We start from the raw sequence: 18117 nt of genomic DNA on the forward strand, positions 1-18117 counted from the left end.
GGGGGGCACGGAGACAACAGGTGACCGGGGGCGAGGCCGCAGGTGGCCGAGGGCACGGAGGCCGCAGGTGGCCGAGGGCACAGAGTCCGCAGGTGAACCGGGACACTGAGGCCGCCCCCCTAACCCGGCGGCACGGAAACCGCACCGTGACCCGGGGGCACGGAGGCCGCACCTGACCCGGGCGGCACGGAGACCACAGATGCCTCGGAGCGAGCCGCAGGTGACCGGGGGCGCGGAGACCACAGGTGACCAGGGACACGGAGCGCCGCACGTGACCCGGGGCGCGCGGAGGCCGCACCTGATCCGGGCGCACGGAGACCGCACCTGGCCCGGGGGGATACGGAGACCGCGGACGACCGGGGGGACGGACCCGCCTGCCCCCGGTCACCGGGGGACGCGGACCACGCCCTCCTGGATCACCGAAATGGCCAGACGGCCGTCCTGCGTGTAGATGCGGGCCTGGCCCAGCCCGCGCCCGCCGTGCGCCGACGGCGATTCCTGGTCGTACAGCAGCCACTCGTCGGCACGGAACGGCCGGTGGAACCACATCGCGTGGTCCAGCGAGGCCCCGACGACGTCGCCGACGGCCCAGCCGCCGCGCCCGTGCGCGAGCAGCACGGAGTCCAGCAGCGTCATGTCGGAGACGTACGTGGCGAGGACGACGTGCAGCAGCGGGGAGTCGGCCAGCTTGCCGTTGGTGCGGAACCACACCTGGGAGTGCGGCTCGCGCGGCTCGCCGAACCGGCCGAACGGCGGCTCGTCGACATAGCGCAGGTCCACCGCGCCCCGCGCCTCGATGAACCGCTCCACCACCTCCGGGTCGAGGTGGGCGTAACCGCGCAGCCGCTCCTCGGAGGTGGGCAGCGTGGCCGGATCGGGCGACGGCGGCTTGGGCGCTTGGTGGTCCAGGCCCTCCTCATGCGTCTGGAAGGACGCCGAGAGGTGGAAGATCGGCTTGCCGTGCTGGACCGCGACCACCCGGCGGGTGGTGAAGGAGCGGCCGTCACGGATCCGGTCGACGGTGTAGACGATGGGCGCGCCGGGGTCGCCGGGGCGCAGGAAGTACGCGTGGAGGGAGTGCGGCGGACGGTCCTCGGGGGCGGTCCGGCCGGCGGCCACCAGCGCCTGCGCCGCGACCTGCCCGCCGAAGACGCGCGGGACGACGGCGGAACGGGACCGGCCGCGGAAGATGTCCTCCTCGATCTGCTCCAGGTCGAGCAGATCGAGGAGGTCCTGAAGTGCCTGACTCATGAGGTCAGTTGTATTCGGCAGGGGTTTCGCGGGCCTTACAGGCCCATGTCCTTCGCGATGATCGTCTTCATGATCTCGCTGGTGCCGCCGTAGATGCGGTTGACGCGGTTGTCGGCGTACAGGCGGGCGATCGGGTACTCGTTCATGTAGCCGTAGCCGCCGTGCAGCTGGAGGCAGCGGTCGATGACGCGGTGCGCGACCTCGGTGCAGAACAGCTTGGCGCTGGCGGCCTCGGCGGGGGTGAGCTCGCCGGCGTCCAGGGCCTCCAGGGCGCGGTCGGCGACGGCCTCGGCGGCGTCCACCTCGGCCTGGCAGGCGGCCAGTTCGAACTTGGTGTTCTGGAAGTGGGCGACCGGCTTGCCGAAGACGGTGCGCTCCTGCACGTACTGCTTGGCGAACCGGACGGCGGCCTTGGCCTGCGCGTAGGCGCCGTAGGCGATGCCCCAGCGCTCGGAGGCCAGGTTGTGGCCGAGGTAGTAGAAGCCCTTGTTCTCCTCACCGAGCAGGTCCTCGACCGGGACCTTGACGTCGACGAAGGCGAGCTCGGCGGTGTCGGAGGTGCGCAGGCCCAGCTTGTCGAGCTTGCGGCCGATGGAGTAGCCCTCGGACTTGGTGTCCACGGCGAACAGGGAGATACCGAAGCGGCGGTCCTCGGCGGTCGGCGCGGAGGTCCGGGCGCAGACGATGACCTTGTCGGCGTGCACGCCGCCGGTGATGAAGGTCTTGGCGCCGTTGAGGACGTAGTGCGTGCCGTCCTCGCTGAGCTTGGCGGTGGTCTTCATGCCCGCGAGGTCGGAGCCGGTGCCCGGCTCGGTCATCGCCAGCGCCCACATCTCCTCGCCGGTGACGAACTTCGGCAGGAAGCGCTTCTTCTGCTCGTCGGTGGCGAGCATCTTGATGTAGGGCAGGGCGAGCAGCACGTGCACGCCGGAGCCGCCGAACTGCACGCCCGCGCGGGCGGTCTCCTCGTAGAGGACGGCCTCGAACTTGTGGGTGTCCAGGCCGGCGCCGCCGAACTCCTCGGGCACGTTGATGCCGAAGAGGCCCAGCTCGCCGAGCTTGTAGTAGAAGTCGCGGGGCGCCTGACCCGCCGCGAACCACTCGTCGTACACCGGCGCGACCTCGGCCTCGATGAAGGCGCGAAGGGTCTCCCGGAACGCCTCGTGATCCTCGTTGAACACCGTACGGCGCACGTCCGCCACCTCCACGTACCTCGGGCATGTCTAAGCGCTTGCTCAGATCAAGGTACCGGCGGGTAGCCTCAGCCGTCCAGAGAGGAAGGTCCGTAACGCTCGTCACTCACCGGGCTTGCCGAGGTGCCGGAATGCGGACCTGCCGACCGCCCCGGGAGCGAAGGGCACCGAGCCGCCCGCGCGCCGCGGGATCACTCGCCCGCGGCCGCCGCCGCGAACGCCCCCCGGGCCATCCGGTGCAGCAGTTCCGCCGTGGCCCCGCGACCCGGGAGCGACCCCGGCCGGCCCAGGTGCGGTGTCGAGTTCAGCAGGCCGAAGACCGAGTGGACCGCCGAGCGGGCGGACGGTTCGGCCAGCGCCGGGTACACCCTGCGCACCACGTCCACCCACAGCTCGACGTACTGCCGCTGGAGCTGTCGCACCAGCTTGCGGTCGCTGTCCCGGAGGCGGTCCAGCTCACGGTCGTGCAGGGTGATGAGGGGACGGTCGTCCAGCGCGAAGTCGATGTGCCCCTCGATGAGCGAGTCGAGGACCGTCTCCGGACCGGCGTCCCCGTCGGACTCGGCCAGACGGCGCTTCGCACCGGTCAGCAGCTGCCCGCTGATACCGACCAGCAGCTCCGCGAGCATCGCGTCCTTGCCCGCGAAGTGCCGGTACAGCCCGGGTCCGCTGATGCCGACCGCGGCGCCTATCTCGTCGACCCCGACCCCGTGGAACCCGCGTTCGGCGAACAGCCGGGCGGCCTCCTTGAGGATCTGCTCGCGGCGGGTGAGGGCGTCGGTTCTGGTGGCCATGAAAACAATTCTAGACAGCGAGGTTAGCGGTCGTTAACCTGAAGGAAATGCGTTAACGCTCATTAACAAGGTGAGGGGACCGCAGGATGCACGAGGCACCGGAGCTTCACAGCGCGGCAGATCCCGCGTCGGAGGCCTTTCGGGCCAACGAGGAGGCGCACCGCGTCCTCGTCGAGGAGCTGCGCGCGAAGCTGGCCACGGCCCGGCTGGGGGGTGGCGAGAAGGCGCGGGCGCGGCACACCGCGCGCGGCAAGCTGCTGCCGCGCGACCGCGTGGACACCCTTCTCGACCCGGGCTCGCCGTTCCTGGAGCTGGCACCGCTGGCGGCCGACGGGATGTACGACGGGCAGGCCCCGGCCGCGGGCGTCATCGCCGGGATCGGCCGGGTCGGCGGACGCGAGTGCGTGGTCGTCGCCAACGACGCGACCGTCAAGGGCGGCACGTACTACCCGATGACGGTGAAGAAGCACCTGCGGGCCCAGGAGGTGGCCCTGGAGAACCGCCTCCCGTGTGTCTACCTCGTCGACTCCGGCGGCGCCTTCCTGCCGATGCAGGACGAGGTCTTCCCGGACCGCGACCACTTCGGCCGGATCTTCTACAACCAGGCCCGTATGTCCGGCGCGGGCATCCCGCAGATCGCGGCCGTGCTCGGCTCCTGCACGGCGGGCGGGGCGTACGTCCCGGCCATGAGCGACGAGGCCGTGATCGTCCGCAACCAGGGAACGATCTTCCTCGGCGGTCCCCCGCTGGTGAAGGCCGCCACCGGCGAGGTCGTCAGCGCGGAGGAGCTCGGCGGCGGCGAGGTGCACTCCCGCGTCTCCGGCGTCACCGACCACCTCGCCGAGGACGACGCCCACGCCCTGCGGATCGTGCGGACCATCGTCTCCACCCTCCCGGCGCGCGGCCCGCTGCCCTGGGAGGTCACCCACTCGGTGGAACCGAAGGTCGATCCGTCCGGGCTGTACGGCGCCGTGCCCGTCGACCCCCGCACGCCCTACGACGTCCGCGAGATCATCGCACGCGTGGTCGACGGCTCGCGCTTCGCCGAGTTCAAATCCGAGTTCGGCCAGACCCTGGTCACCGGCTTCGCCCGGATCCACGGCCACCCGGTGGGCATCGTCGCCAACAACGGCATCCTGTTCTCCGAGTCCGCCCAGAAGGGGGCCCACTTCATCGAGCTGTGCGACCAGCGCGGCATCCCGCTGGTGTTCCTCCAGAACATCTCCGGCTTCATGGTCGGCCGGGACTACGAGGCGGGCGGCATCGCCAAGCACGGCGCCAAGATGGTCACGGCCGTGGCCTGCACGCGCGTGCCGAAACTGACCGTCGTGGTCGGCGGCTCGTACGGCGCCGGGAACTACTCCATGTGCGGCCGGGCCTACTCGCCCCGTTTCCTGTGGATGTGGCCCAACGCCAAGATTTCCGTCATGGGCGGCGAGCAGGCCGCCTCCGTCCTCGCGACCGTCAAGCGGGACCAGCTGGAGGCACGCGGGGAGACCTGGCCCACCGAGGACGAAGAGGCGTTCAAGGCGCCGATCCGCGCCCAGTACGAGCGCCAGGGGAACGCCTACTACGCGACCGCCCGCCTCTGGGACGACGGTGTGATCGACCCGCTGGAGACCCGTCAGGTGCTGGGCCTGGCCCTGACCGCCTGCGCCAACGCGCCCCTGGGTGAACCCCAGTTCGGCGTCTTCCGGATGTGAGGGGGAGCTGACGACGATGTTCGAGACAGTCCTGGTGGCCAACCGCGGCGAGATCGCCGTACGCGTGATCCGCACCCTGCGGTCGATGGGCGTGCGCTCGGTGGCCGTCTTCTCCGACGCGGACGCCGACGCCCGGCACGTCCGCGAGGCCGACACTGCGGTCCGGATCGGCCCGGCACCGGCGGCAGAGAGTTACCTGTCGGTGGAGCGGCTGCTGGACGCCGCCGCCCGCACCGGCGCCCAGGCCGTCCACCCCGGCTACGGCTTCCTCGCCGAGAACGCCGGTTTCGCGCGCGCGTGCAGCGACGCGGGGCTGGTCTTCATCGGCCCTCCCGCGGACGCGATCGCCCTCATGGGCGACAAGATCCGCGCCAAGGAGACGGTGCAGGCCGCCGGCGTTCCCGTGGTCCCCGGCGGACGCGACCCGCATCTGTCGGAGGCGGCCCGCAAGCTGGGCGCGCCCGTGCTGCTGAAGCCCTCGGCGGGCGGCGGCGGCAAGGGCATGCGCCTGGTGCGCGACCTGACCCGGCTGGAGGAGGAGATCGCCGCCGCCCGCCGCGAGGCCCGCGCCTCCTTCGGCGACGACACGCTCCTCGTCGAGCGGTGGATCGACCGCCCCCGGCACATCGAGATCCAGGTGCTGGCCGACGGCCACGGAGGCGTCGTCCACCTCGGCGAGCGCGAGTGCTCGCTCCAGCGCCGCCACCAGAAGATCATCGAGGAGGCGCCGTCCGTCCTGCTGGACGAGGAGACCCGGGCGGCGATGGGCGAGGCGGCGGTCCAGGCGGCCCGCTCCTGCGGCTACCGGGGCGCGGGCACGGTGGAGTTCATCGTCTCCGGCGAGGACCCGACCTCGTACTACTTCATGGAGATGAACACCCGCCTCCAGGTCGAACACCCCGTGACCGAGCTGATCACGGGCCTGGACCTGGTCGAGTGGCAGCTGCGGGTGGCGGCGGGCGAGCCGCTGCCGTTCGGCCAGGACGACGTCCGGCTCACCGGCCACGCGATCGAGGCCCGCATCTGCGCCGAGGACCCGGCGCGCGGCTTCCTCCCCTCCGGCGGCACGGTCCTCAGCCTGCGCGAGCCGCAGGGCGACGGCGTGCGCACCGACTCCGGGCTCAGCGAGGGCGCGGAGGTCGGCAGCCTGTACGACCCGATGCTGTCCAAGGTCATCGCGTACGGCCCCGACCGCGCCACGGCCTTGCGCAAGCTGCGCGCGGCCCTCGCGGAGACGGTCACGCTGGGCGTCCGGACCAACGCCGGTTTCCTGCGGCGGCTGCTGGCGCATCCGGCGGTCGTGAGCGGGGAGCTGGACACCGGCCTGGTCGAGCGCGAGGTGGACGGCCTGGTCACCACGGAGGTACCGCAGGAGGTGTACGAGGCTGCGGCGGCCGTACGGCTCGACGAGCTGCGTCCCCGGGGCGACGACTGGACCGACCCCTTCTCGGTGCCGAGCGGGTGGCGGCTGGGCGGCGAGCCGAAGCCGGTCACCTTCCACCTGCGGGCCTCCGGCGGCGACCCGGTGGCATACGCCCCGCGCGGCAGCCACACCGTCACCGACGACGAGGTGTCGGTCGTGCTGGACGGCGTCCGCCACACCTTCCACCGCGCAGCCGACTGGCTCGGCCGCGACGGCGACGCCTGGCACGTACGCGACCACGACCCGGTCGCCGCGTCCCTGACCCGGGCCGCGCACGCGGGCGCGGACTCGCTGACGGCGCCCATGCCGGGAACGGTCACCGTCGTCAAGGTCGCGGTCGGCGACGAGGTGACCGCCGGGCAGAGCCTGCTGGTGGTGGAGGCGATGAAGATGGAGCACGTCATCTCCGCCCCGCATGCCGGCACGGTCACCGAACTGGACGTGGCGCCGGGCACGACGGTCGCCATGGACCAGGTGCTGGCGGTCATCGCGGCACATGACGCGGAGGGGGCGACGGAGCAATGACAGTCGGCGGACTCCCCATGACCGTCCCCGCGACGGGACTGCCCACCCGTGTCCGCGTCCACGAGGTCGGCGCGCGCGACGGCCTGCAGAACGAGTCGTCGACCGTCCCGACGGAGGTCAAGGCGGAGTTCATCCGCCGCCTGGCCGACGCGGGCCTGACGACGATCGAGGCGACGAGTTTCGTGCACCCGAAGTGGGTGCCCCAACTGGCCGACGCCGAGCGGCTGTTCCCTATGGTCTCCGATCTTCCGGTGGCGCTCCCGGTCCTCGTCCCGAACGAACGGGGCCTGGACCGCGCCCTGGCGCTGGGTGTCCGCCGTGTCGCGGTCTTCGCCAGCGCGACGGAGTCCTTCGCCAAGGCCAACCTCAACCGCACGGTGGACGAGGCGCTGGCCATGTTCGAACCGGTGGTGGCGCGGGCGAAGGAGGGCGACGTCCACGTCCGCGGCTACCTGTCGATGTGCTTCGGCGACCCGTGGGAGGGCGCGGTCCCGGTCCCGCAGGTGGTCCGGGTCTGCCGGGCGCTGCGGGACATGGGCTGCGACGAACTGAGCCTCGGCGACACGATCGGCGTGGCGACCCCGGGCCATGTCACCGCCCTGCTGACGGCGCTCGGCGAAGCCGGCGTCCCGGTCTCCGCGGTGGGCGTGCACTTCCACGACACCTACGGGCAGGCCCTGGCCAACACCCTGGCCGCCCTGCGGTACGGCGTGACCACGGTCGACGCCTCGGCCGGCGGCCTCGGCGGCTGCCCGTACGCGAAGTCGGCGACCGGAAACCTCGCCACCGAAGACCTGGTGTGGATGCTGCGCGGCCTCGGCATCGACACCGGAGTCGACCTCGGCCGTCTTGTCGCCACGAGCGTGTGGATGGCCGAACAGCTGGGCCGGCCCAGCCCGTCCCGCACCGTCCGAGCCCTGTCCCACGAGGACACCAAGGAGCAGTGAACGACCATGGACCACCGCCTCTCCCCTGAACTGGAAGAACTCCGCCGCACCGTGGAGGAGTTCGCGCACGACGTCGTGGCTCCCAAGATCGGGGACTTCTACGAGCGGCACGAGTTCCCGTACGAGATCGTCCGCGAGATGGGCCGCATGGGCCTGTTCGGGCTGCCGTTCCCGGAGGAGTACGGCGGCATGGGCGGCGACTACCTGGCCCTGGGCGTGGCCCTGGAGGAACTGGCCCGGGTCGACTCCTCGGTGGCCATCACCCTGGAGGCCGGGGTCTCCCTGGGCGCGATGCCGATCCACCTGTTCGGCACGGAGGAGCAGAAGCGCCAATGGCTCCCGCGCCTGTGCACGGGCGAGATCCTGGGTGCGTTCGGCCTGACGGAACCGGACGGCGGCAGCGACGCCGGGGCGACCCGCACCACGGCCCGCCTGGACACCTCGACCGACGAGTGGGTGATCAACGGCACCAAGTGCTTCATCACCAACTCCGGCACGGACATCACGGGCCTGGTGACGGTCACGGCGGTGACGGGCCGCAAGCCGGACGGCCGCCCGGAGATCTCGGCGATCATCGTCCCGTCGGGCACCCCCGGCTTCACGGTCGCCGCCCCCTACTCCAAGGTCGGCTGGAACGCCTCCGACACCCGCGAACTCTCCTTCTCGGACGTCCGCGTCCCGGCGGCGAATCTGCTCGGCGAGGAGGGCCGCGGCTACGCCCAGTTCCTCCGCATCCTCGACGAGGGCCGCATCGCCATCGCGGCGCTCGCGACGGGCCTGGCGCAGGGCTGCGTCGACGAATCGGTCAGGTACGCGAAGGAACGCCACGCCTTCGGCAAGCCGATCGGCGCCAACCAGGCGATCCAGTTCAAGATCGCCGACATGGAGATGAAGGCCCACACGGCCCGCCTGGCCTGGCGCGACGCGGCGAGCCGCCTGGTGGCAGGCGAGCCCTTCAAGAAGGAGGCGGCCCTGGCGAAGCTCTACTCGTCGACGATCGCGGTCGACAACGCCCGGGACGCCACCCAGATCCACGGCGGCTACGGCTTCATGAACGAGTACCCGGTGGCCCGCATGTGGCGGGACTCCAAGATCCTGGAGATCGGGGAGGGCACGAGCGAGGTGCAGCGGATGCTGATCGCGCGGGAGTTGGGGCTGGTGAGCTGACCGGAGGACGTGGAGGGCCGGGTCGAGCCGAGGCGCGAGCGGGAGTACCGCCGCAACTCGGCACCGCCCGGCCCGACTCGGCATACCGGCGTTCCCCGTGGCCCCCGCTGGTCGTGACGCGGGTCACCGTCCCTGAGGGCGTCGCAGACCCTTCACCGGGGCATCGCAGACCGGGCACCCCCTGGACAAGATCTGAGGTTAGGCTAACCTAAGCCTGATTCCAGCCAAGTGGCCCGTCAGGTGTGCACGCTGTGGCTCCGTACGCATGAAAGCAGATCCACCCATGTCGAACGCCAGAACCGCCCGCTTCTCCCGTCGCGGCTTTCTCGCCACCGGTGGCGCCCTCGGTCTGGGCGCCCTCGTGACCGCCTGCGGCGGCAGCGACTCGAAGGACGGCGGCTCGGACTCGACGGCGGCGGGCAAGTCGAAGTCCGGTCCCTGGTCCTTCAAGGACGACCGCGGCACGACCGTGAAGCTCGACAAGGTTCCCGCGAACATCGTCGCCTTCACCGGTGTGGCCGCCGCCCTCTATGACTACGGCGTCCAGGTCAAGGGAGTCTTCGGCCCGACCAAGACGGCCGACGGCAAGCCCGACGTCCAGGCCGGCGACATGGACGTCAGCAAGGTGACCGTCCTCGGCAACGCCTGGGACCAGTTCAACGTCGAGAAGTACGCGGCCCTCGCGCCCGACGTGCTGATCTCCACGATGTTCGACGACGCCGGCACGCTGTGGTACGTCCCTGAGACGTCCAAGGACAAGATCGCCAAGCTCGCGCCGAGCGTCGGCATCTCCGTCTACGACCGCCAGCTGACCCAGCCCCTGCAGCGCATGTGGCAGCTCGCCGAGTCGCTCGGCGGGGACATGACGGCCGCCAAGGTCACCGAGGCGAAGAAGCGTTTCGAGGAGGCCTCCGAGCGGCTGCGCAAGGCCGCCAAGGCGCACCCCGACATCAAGGTGATGGCCGGTTCCGCGAGCCAGGAGCTGTTCTACGTCTCCGGCACCAACCTCTCCGTCGACCTGGAGTACTTCAAGGCCCTCGGCGTGAACTTCGTCGAGCCCTCCGAGAAGGCCAAGGCGAAGACCGGCGGCTGGTTCGAGTCGCTGAGCTGGGAGAACGTCGACAAGTACGCGGCCGACATCATCATGATGGACGACCGCTCCTCGACCATCCAGCCCGCCGACATCACCGAGGCGACCTGGAAGAAGCTGCCCGCGGTCAAGGCCGGCCAGGTCATCCCGCGCTCCCCGGAGCCGATCCTGTCGTACGACAAGTGCGTCCCGCTGGTGGAGAACCTCGCCAAGGCCATCGAGACGGCCAAGAAGGTCGGCTGACACCCGCGCGACACCCCCACAGCCCCCCTGACCAGCCATCAGGAGTCCCCATGACGACGGCCGTGGCCGCCCCGTTCCGTTTCTTCTCCCTCCAGGTCGTACGGACGAGGCGGCTCGGCCCGTCCCTCGTCCGGGTCACCTTCACCGGTGCCGATCTGCACGCCTTCCACTCCGACGGGCGTGACCAGTCCCTGTCGCTGTTCCTGCCGCACCCCGGGCAGCCGGAACCCGTGGTGCCGCTCGAACTGGGCGACGGGTGGTGGCAGGGATGGCGCGAACTCCCGGACGACGTACGGGCCGTGATGCGGTCGTACACGCTCCGGGCCCTCCGGCGCGACCCCGACGAGATCGACATCGACTTCGCGCTGCACGGCGTGGAGCCGGGTGCCGGGGTCCAGGCGGGGCCCGCCTCCCGGTGGGCCGCCGGAGCCGCCGCCGGCGACCGGGTCCTGGTGCTCGGGCCGGCCGTCGCGGACAACCGGGCGATCCGGTTCCGGCCGCCCGAGGACACCGACCTGGTGGTCCTGTGGGGCGACGAGACCGCCGTACCGGCCGTCTCGGCCATCGTCGAGTCACTGCCGGCCGGTACCCGTGCCCGGGTCTGGCTGGAGGTGCCGCACGCCGGGGACATGCAGGACCTCAGCACCGAGGCCCACGCCGAGATCACCTGGCTGCTGCGGGACGAGCACCGCGCGCAGGGGCCTGCGGGCACCCCCCTGGCCCTCGACACGCTGCGCGCCGCCGAACTCCCGCCCGCGGACAGGCCGTACGTCTGGATCGCGGGTGAGTCCGGCTGTGTGAAGCTGCTGCGCCGGCACTTCGTGGGCGAGCGCGGCATCGACCGCAGGCGGGTCACGTTCGTGGGCTACTGGCGCCGCGGCCTGACGGAGGAGCAACTGCGCGAACAGGGCTGATCCTGCCGCGACATGGCGCCGAGGCGCTGCCGGTCCGGGAGTGATCACCATCACGGCAGGGGCCGGGCCTGCGGAATGAGACTTAGGTTAGGCTAACCTAAGTGGAACTCGGGGTTCCGGCCCCGCTTCCGTCCCGTACCGGACTGTCCCCACCGGAGGACCCCCACATGCGCTCGCACCTGCTCAACGACACCACCGCGGAGCAGTACCGCCGCTCCGTGACCGACGGAGTCGAGCGGGTGGCCGCCAAACTCGCCACCACCTACCGGCCGTTCACCGGCGTCACGGTCGATGCGCTCGCCCCCCGCATCGAGCGGATCGACCTCGACCAGCCGCTGCACGACACGACGGCCGTCCTCGACGAACTGGAGGACGTCTACCTCCGGGACGCCATCTACTTCCACCACCCCCGCTACCTGGCCCACCTCAACTGCCCAGTAGTCATCCCGGCGGTGCTCGGCGAGGCCGTCCTGTCCGCCGTCAACTCCTCCCTGGACACCTGGGACCAGTCGGCCGGCGGCACCCTCATCGAGCGGAAACTGATCGACTGGACGGCCGGCCGCATCGGCCTCGGCCCGGCCGCCGACGGCGTGTTCACCTCCGGCGGCACGCAGTCCAACCTCCAGGCGCTGCTGCTGGCCCGCGAGGAGGCCAAGACGGAGGACCTGGCGAAACTGCGCGTCTTCTCCTCCGAGGTCAGCCACTTCAGCGTGAAGAAGTCGGCGAAACTCCTCGGGCTGGGGCCGGACTCGGTCGTCTCCATCCCCGTCGGCCCCGACAGGCGGATGCAGACCGTCGCGCTCGCCCGCGAGCTGGAGCGCTGCACCCAGGACGGCCTGGTCCCCATGGCCGTCGTCGCCACCGCCGGCACCACCGACTTCGGCTCCATCGACCCGATGCCGGAGATCGCCGAGCTGTGCGAGCAGTACGGCGTGTGGATGCACGTCGACGCCGCCTACGGCTGCGGTCTGCTCGCCTCGCTGAAGTACCGGGACCGCATCGACGGCATCGAGCGCGCCGACTCCGTCACCGTCGACTACCACAAGTCCTTCTTCCAGCCGGTGAGTTCCTCAGCCGTACTGGTGCGGGACGCCGCCACCCTGCGCCACGCCACCTACCACGCCGAGTACCTCAACCCGCGCCGCATGGTGCAGGAGCGCATCCCCAACCAGGTGGACAAGTCCCTGCAGACCACCCGCCGCTTCGACGCGCTCAAGCTGTGGATGACGCTGCGGGTGATGGGCGCCGACGGCATCGGGCAGCTCTTCGACGAGGTGTGCGAGCTGGCCCAGGAGGGCTGGAAGCTGCTCGCCGCCGACCCGCGCTTCGACGTGGTCGTCGAGCCGGCCCTGTCCACCCTCGTCTTCCGCTACATCCCGGCCTCCGTCACCGACCCGGCCGAGATCGACCGCGCCAACCTCTACGCCCGCAAGGCCCTGTTCGCCTCGGGCGACGCGATCGTCGCGGGCACCAAGGTCGACGGTCGTCACTACCTGAAGTTCACCCTGCTCAACCCCGAGACGAAGGCGTCCGACATCGCCGCCGTCCTCGACCTGATCGCCGGCCACGCCGAGCAGTACCTGGGAGAGTCCCTTGACCGCGCTTGCTGAATCCACGGACACGACCTACGACTTCGTGGGGATCGGGCTCGGCCCCTTCAACCTCGGACTGGCCTGCCTGACCGAGCCGATCGCCGAACTGAACGGCGTCTTCCTGGAGTCCAAGCCGGACTTCGAGTGGCACGCCGGGATGTTCCTCGACGGCGCCCACCTCCAGACCCCGTTCATGTCGGACCTGGTCACCCTCGCCGACCCGACGTCCCCCTACTCCTTCCTCAACTACCTGAAGGAGAAGGGCCGGCTGTACTCGTTCTACATCCGGGAGAACTTCTACCCGCTGCGGGTCGAGTACGACGACTACTGCCGCTGGGCCGCGCACAAGCTGAGCAGCGTCCGCTTCGACACCACGGTCACGGAAGTCCGGTACGAGGACGGCCTGTACGTCGTGCGGACCGCGGCCGGCGAGGAGCTCCGAGCCCGCCACCTCGTCCTCGGCACCGGCACCCCGCCCCACATCCCCGAGGCCTGCCAGGGCCTGGGCGGCGACTTCATCCACAACTCCCGCTACCTCCAGCACAAGGCGGAGCTGCAGAAGAAGCGGTCGATCACGCTGGTCGGCAGCGGCCAGTCCGCCGCCGAGATCTACCACGACCTGCTCAGCGAGATCGACGTCCACGGCTACCGGCTGAACTGGGTCACCCGCTCCCCGCGCTTCTTCCCGCTGGAGTACACCAAGCTCACGCTGGAGATGACGAGCCCGGAGTACATCGACTACTACCACGCGCTCCCCGAGCGGACCCGCTACCGCCTCACCGCCGAGCAGAAGGGCCTGTTCAAGGGCATCGACGGCGAGCTGATCAACGAAATCTTCGACCTGCTGTACCAGAAGAACCTCGGCGGCCCGGTCCCCACCCGCCTGCTCACGAACTCGGCGCTGACCAGCGCGGCGTACGAGAACGGCACGTACACGCTCGGCTTCCGGCAGGAGGAGCAGGAGAAGGACTTCGAGCTGACCTCCGAGGGCCTGATCCTCGCCACCGGCTACCGGTACGTCGAGCCGGAGTTCCTCAAGCCGATCCGCGACCGGCTGCGCTACGACTCCCAGGGCAACTTCGACGTGGCGCGCAACTACGCCGTCGACGTCACCGGCCGGGGCGTGTTCCTGCAGAACGCGGGCGTCCACACGCACAGCATCACCTCCCCCGACCTGGGCATGGGCGCGTACCGGAACGCGTACATCATCCGCGAGCTGCTGGGCAGCGAGTACTACCCGGTCGAGAAGACGATCGCCTTCCAGGAGTTCGGCACATGAGCGGCAACGCCATCGGCGCTCTCACCCTGCGCCCCCTCGACCCCCTCAAGGACGCCGAGCTGCTGCACGGCTGGGTCACCCACCCCAAGGCGGCCTTCTGGATGATGCAGGACGCGAAACTGCAGGACGTCGAGCGCGAGTACATGAGGATCGCGGCCCACGAGCACCACCACGCCTACCTGGGCCTGCACGACGGCGAGCCGGCGTTCCTGATGGAGAAGTACGACCCGCGGTACGTCGAGCTGGTCGGCCTGTACGAACCCGAGCCAGGCGACGTCGGCATGCACTTCCTGGTCGCGCCGACGGACCGGCCCGTCCACGGGTTCACCAAGGCCGTCATCACCGCCGTGATGGAGGAGCTGTTCGCGGACCCGCGCACGCGGCGGGTCGTGGTGGAGCCCGACGTGAGCAACAAGGCGGTGCACGCGCTGAACGAGGCCGTCGGCTTCGTGCCCGTGCGTGAGATCGACAAGCCGGAGAAGCGCGCGCTGCTCAGCTTCTGCACGCGTGAGCAGTTCATGGCTGCCCGAGGAGTGGCGATATGACCCTGTCCGACGCCGTGGCCCACCTCTCCCCCGAGCGCTGGGAGCAGGCCAACCGCCTCCTGGTCCGCAAGGCCCTCGCCGAGTTCGCGCACGAGCGGCTGATCACTCCGGAGCGGGACGGGGAGGAGTACGTCGTCCGCAGCGACGACGGCCTGACGTCCTACCGTTTCACCGCGGTCCGCCGTGCCCTGGACCACTGGCAGGTGGACGCCGGCTCGATCACCCGGAACCGTGACGGCGCCGCACTGCCCCTCGCGGCCCTGGACTTCTTCATCGAGCTGCGCACCTCGCTCGGGCTGAGCGACGAGATCCTGCCGGTCTACCTGGAGGAGATCTCCTCCACCCTCTCCGGCACCTGCTACAAGCTCGCCAAGCCGGAGGTCAGCTCGGCGGAGCTCGCGCGCGGCGACTTCCAGGCCGTCGAGACCGGCATGACCGAGGGCCACCCCTGCTTCGTCGCCAACAACGGCCGGCTCGGCTTCGGCATCCACGAGTACCTGTCGTACGCGCCGGAGACGGCGAGCCCGGTCCGCCTGGTCTGGCTGGCCGCGCACCGCTCCCGGGCCGCCTTCACCGCCGGTGTCGGCATCGAGTACGAGTCCTTCCTGCGGCAGGAACTGGGCGAGGAGACGGTCGAGCGCTTCCACCGCGAGCTCACCGGCCAGGGTCTCGACCCGGCCGACTACCTCCTCATCCCCGTCCACCCCTGGCAGTGGTGGAACAAGCTCACCGTCACCTTCGCCGCCGAGGTGGCCCGCAGGCACCTGGTGTGCCTGGGCGAGGGCGACGACGAGTACCTGGCCCAGCAGTCCATCCGGACGTTCTTCAACCGGTCCCACCCCGAGAAGCACTACGTCAAGACCGCCCTGTCGGTCCTCAACATGGGCTTCATGCGTGGGCTGTCCGCCGCCTACATGGAGGCGACCCCGGCGATCAACGACTGGCTGGCCCAGCTCATCGAGGGCGATCCGGTGCTGAAGTCGACGGGCCTGTCGATCATCCGGGAGCGGGCGGCGGTCGGCTACCGGCACCTGGAGTACGAGCAGGCGACGGACCGGTACTCGCCGTACCGCAAGATGCTCGCCGCGCTGTGGCGGGAGAGCCCGGTGCCCACCCTCCGGGAAGGCGAGCAGCTCGCCACCATGGCCGCTCTCGTGCACGTGGACCACGAGGGCGCGTCCTTCGCGGGCGCGCTGATCGAGCGGTCGGGCCTGACGCCGACGGAGTGGCTGCGGCACTACCTGCGGGCGTACTACACCCCGCTGCTGCACAGCTTCTACGCCTACGACCTGGTCTTCATGCCGCACGGCGAGAACGTCATCCTCGTCCTGGAGGACGGAATCGTGCGGCGGGCGATCTACAAGGACATCGCCGAGGAGATCGCGGTCATGGACCCGGACGCGGCGCTGCCGCCCGAGGTCGCGCGGATCCGCGTCGAGGTCCCGGAGGACAAGAAGCTCCTGTCGATCTTCACGGACGTCTTCGACTGCTTCTTCCGCTTCCTCGCCGCGAACCTCGCCACCGAGGGGATCCTGGAGGAGGACGGCTTCTGGCGCGCGGTCGCCGAGGTGACCCGCGAGTACCAGGAGTCGGTGCCCGAACTCGCCGACAAGTTCAAGCAGTACGACCTGTTCGCCCCCGAGTTCGCGCTGTCCTGCCTCAACCGCCTCCAGCTGCGTGACAACCGGCAGATGGTGGACCTGGCCGACCCCTCCGGCGCCCTCCAGCTGATCGGCACCCTGGAGAACCCGCTCGCGCGGTTCTGACCCCCGGAACAGGCGGGCACCCCGGTGTACGGTCCACCGGGGTGCCCGTCAGCATCACCGTGCGGGCCAGGGCACCTGCGGCGAGCGGTAGTAGCCGATGCCCAGGGCGTCCCATCTGGGCCCCTGGGCCGCGAGCCGCACCCGGTAGTCCTCCCAGTCGTGCGTGGCCGCCGGCGACCAGCCGAGTTCGGCGACGCCCGGCAGCCTCGGGAAGGCCATGTAGTCGATGTGGGCGGGGTTCTCGACGGTCTCCGTCCACAGCGGGGCCTCCACGCCCCGGATCGCCGAGGCGGGTACGCCCGGCAGATAGGCGCCCGGATCCCAGTCGTAGGACCGTTGGACCTCGACGTATCCGGCCCAGGACAGGCCGAGCGGGGTGTCCTTGGTGTACTTCATGTCCAGGTAGATCCGGTCGGCCGGGGACAGGACGAGTCCCGTCCCGCTCTGGGCGGCCTTCGCCACCTGTGCCTTCTCCTCGGGGCTCGTGCCGTCCAGGCCCCAGTACTGGGCGAGCGCGCCCTTGGCCGGGGTGGCGCCGGTCAGCTGGTGCCAGCCGACGACCGTCTTGCCGTACTCGGCGACGATCGGCTGCACCCGGTCCATGAACCTCACGTAGTCGGCGTGGCTGGTGGAGTGCGCCTCGTCGCCGCCGATGTGCAGGTGGCGTCCGGGGGTGAGGGCCGCGACTTCACGGATGACGTCGTCGACGAAGTCGTACGTGATCTCCTTGGAGACGCACAGCGAGCTGAAGCCCACGTCGGTGCCGGTGTAGAGCGGGGGCGCCACGCCGTCGCAGTTGAGCTCGGCGTAGGAGGCGAGGGCCGCGTTGGTGTGGCCCGGCATGTCGATCTCGGGGACGACCTCCAGGTACCGGGAGGCGGCGTACCGCACGATCTCCTTGTACTGGTCCTTGGTGTAGTAGCCGCCGGGGCCGCCGCCGACCTGGGTGGAGCCGCCGTGGGTGGCCAGGCGCGGCCAGGAGTCGACGGCGATGCGCCAGCCCTGGTCGTCGCTGAGGTGCAGATGCAGCTTGTTGATCTTGTAGAGGGCGAGCTGGTCGATGTAGCGCTTGACCTGGTCGACGGTGAAGAAGTGGCGGGAGACGTCGAGCATGGCGCCGCGCCAGCCGTAGCGCGGGGTGTCCGTGATGGTGCCGCCCGCGACCAGCCAGGGCCCGGGCTGCACGGAGTCCTTCTCGACGGCCGGCGGGAGGAGTTGGCGCAGGGTCTGCACGCCGAGGAAGAGGCCGGCCGGGGTCCCGGCGCTGATGGTGACGTGCCGGTGGCCGCTGTCCAGCCGGTAGCCCTCGGGGCCGAAGTCGCCCTCTGCCAACCGCAGTCGGATGCCGCCCGGGCCGTGCGCGGTGACCGGCAGGCGGTAGCCGGTCGAGGGGCGCAGCAGGTCCGCGAGGTACCGGCCGACGCGGTGGGCCTCGCGGGAGCCGTCGACGCGGATGTGCGTGCCGGGCGTGATGCGGTACGGGGAACCGCCGGGCTCGACCGACGCGGGGGCCGGGACCACCCGGTTCAGTGGGACCGCGGACCGCTGGTCCGGTGCCGCCGGTGACGCCGGTGTCGCCCCGACGGCGAAGACACCGGCTGCCGCGACGAGCAGCAGCGATCCGAGAACTCGGGTCGTACGGGGAGTCGTTCTGTGGTGCCGTCTCACATGCGCTCCCTTCAGGA

14 protein-coding genes are annotated in these 18117 nt (G+C 70.6%); 10 read left to right on the top strand and 4 right to left on the bottom strand.

Annotated elements, in window-relative coordinates; genetic code table 11:
* Nucleotides 1-384: 384 nt before the first annotated feature.
* The 3 genes from ACFPZJ_RS02930 to ACFPZJ_RS02940 form a co-directional block, all read right to left on the bottom strand.
* Complete coding sequence (locus ACFPZJ_RS02930) at nt 385-1251, bottom strand: acyl-CoA thioesterase (protein ID WP_381016681.1); 867 nt, start codon at nt 1249-1251, stop codon at nt 385-387.
* Between the two features lie 35 nt (nt 1252-1286).
* Nucleotides 1287-2444 carry an acyl-CoA dehydrogenase family protein gene (locus ACFPZJ_RS02935; RefSeq protein WP_381016684.1) on the bottom strand — a complete coding sequence of 386 codons (1158 nt, stop codon included), beginning with the start codon at nt 2442-2444 and terminating at the stop codon, nt 1287-1289.
* A 191-nt stretch (nt 2445-2635) separates the two neighbouring features.
* Complete coding sequence (locus ACFPZJ_RS02940; protein WP_381016687.1) at nt 2636-3238, bottom strand: SACE_7040 family transcriptional regulator; 603 nt, start codon at nt 3236-3238, stop codon at nt 2636-2638.
* Nucleotides 3239-3324: 86 nt separating this feature from the next.
* Between ACFPZJ_RS02940 and ACFPZJ_RS02945 the strand changes: the two genes are divergently transcribed.
* The 10 genes from ACFPZJ_RS02945 (at nt 3325) to ACFPZJ_RS02990 (ending at nt 16432) form a co-directional block, all read left to right on the top strand.
* Nucleotides 3325-4941: a carboxyl transferase domain-containing protein gene (locus ACFPZJ_RS02945; RefSeq protein ID WP_381016690.1), complete on the top strand. Its 1617-nt coding sequence runs from the start codon at nt 3325-3327 to the stop codon at nt 4939-4941.
* A gap of 16 nt (nt 4942-4957) precedes the next feature.
* Complete coding sequence (locus ACFPZJ_RS02950; RefSeq protein WP_381016692.1) at nt 4958-6889, top strand: acetyl/propionyl/methylcrotonyl-CoA carboxylase subunit alpha; 1932 nt, start codon at nt 4958-4960, stop codon at nt 6887-6889.
* On the top strand, nt 6886-7836 hold the full coding sequence (locus tag ACFPZJ_RS02955; protein WP_381016694.1) for a hydroxymethylglutaryl-CoA lyase: 951 nt from the start codon (nt 6886-6888) through the stop codon (nt 7834-7836). Before ACFPZJ_RS02950 ends, ACFPZJ_RS02955 begins: the two co-directional genes overlap by 4 nt.
* 6 nt (nt 7837-7842) lie before the next feature.
* Complete coding sequence (locus tag ACFPZJ_RS02960; protein ID WP_381016696.1) at nt 7843-9003, top strand: acyl-CoA dehydrogenase family protein; 1161 nt, start codon at nt 7843-7845, stop codon at nt 9001-9003.
* A gap of 283 nt (nt 9004-9286) precedes the next feature.
* Nucleotides 9287-10336, top strand: coding sequence for an ABC transporter substrate-binding protein (locus ACFPZJ_RS02965; RefSeq protein WP_381016697.1), 1050 nt, complete (start codon nt 9287-9289; stop codon nt 10334-10336).
* Nucleotides 10337-10386: 50 nt separating this feature from the next.
* Nucleotides 10387-11250 carry a siderophore-interacting protein gene (locus ACFPZJ_RS02970; protein WP_381016700.1) on the top strand — a complete coding sequence of 288 codons (864 nt, stop codon included), beginning with the start codon at nt 10387-10389 and terminating at the stop codon, nt 11248-11250.
* Nucleotides 11251-11417: 167 nt separating this feature from the next.
* Nucleotides 11418-12860, top strand: a complete 1443-nt coding sequence (gene desA / locus ACFPZJ_RS02975; protein ID WP_381016703.1) for a lysine decarboxylase DesA — start codon at nt 11418-11420, stop codon at nt 12858-12860.
* The gene (locus ACFPZJ_RS02980) at nt 12844-14121 is read left to right on the top strand and encodes a lysine N(6)-hydroxylase/L-ornithine N(5)-oxygenase family protein (protein ID WP_461096437.1); all 1278 of its coding nucleotides are present in this window, start codon (nt 12844-12846) and stop codon (nt 14119-14121) included. The genes desA and ACFPZJ_RS02980 overlap by 17 nt, the downstream gene beginning before the upstream one ends.
* Nucleotides 14118-14666, top strand: coding sequence for a GNAT family N-acetyltransferase (locus tag ACFPZJ_RS02985; RefSeq protein ID WP_381016706.1), 549 nt, complete (start codon nt 14118-14120; stop codon nt 14664-14666). The genes ACFPZJ_RS02980 and ACFPZJ_RS02985 overlap by 4 nt, the downstream gene beginning before the upstream one ends.
* Nucleotides 14663-16432 carry an IucA/IucC family protein gene (locus tag ACFPZJ_RS02990; protein ID WP_381016709.1) on the top strand — a complete coding sequence of 590 codons (1770 nt, stop codon included), beginning with the start codon at nt 14663-14665 and terminating at the stop codon, nt 16430-16432. Before ACFPZJ_RS02985 ends, ACFPZJ_RS02990 begins: the two co-directional genes overlap by 4 nt.
* 54 nt (nt 16433-16486) lie before the next feature.
* Here ACFPZJ_RS02990 and ACFPZJ_RS02995 read toward each other — a convergent pair whose 3' ends face one another.
* A complete protein-coding gene (locus ACFPZJ_RS02995; RefSeq protein WP_381016712.1) occupies nt 16487-18100 on the bottom strand; it encodes a beta-N-acetylhexosaminidase in 1614 nt (537 codons plus the stop codon).
* Nucleotides 18101-18117 lie beyond the last annotated feature (17 nt).

The sequence above is a fragment of the Streptomyces bullii genome (assembly GCF_042657145.1).
GTDB lineage: Bacteria > Actinomycetota > Actinomycetes > Streptomycetales > Streptomycetaceae > Streptomyces > Streptomyces bullii.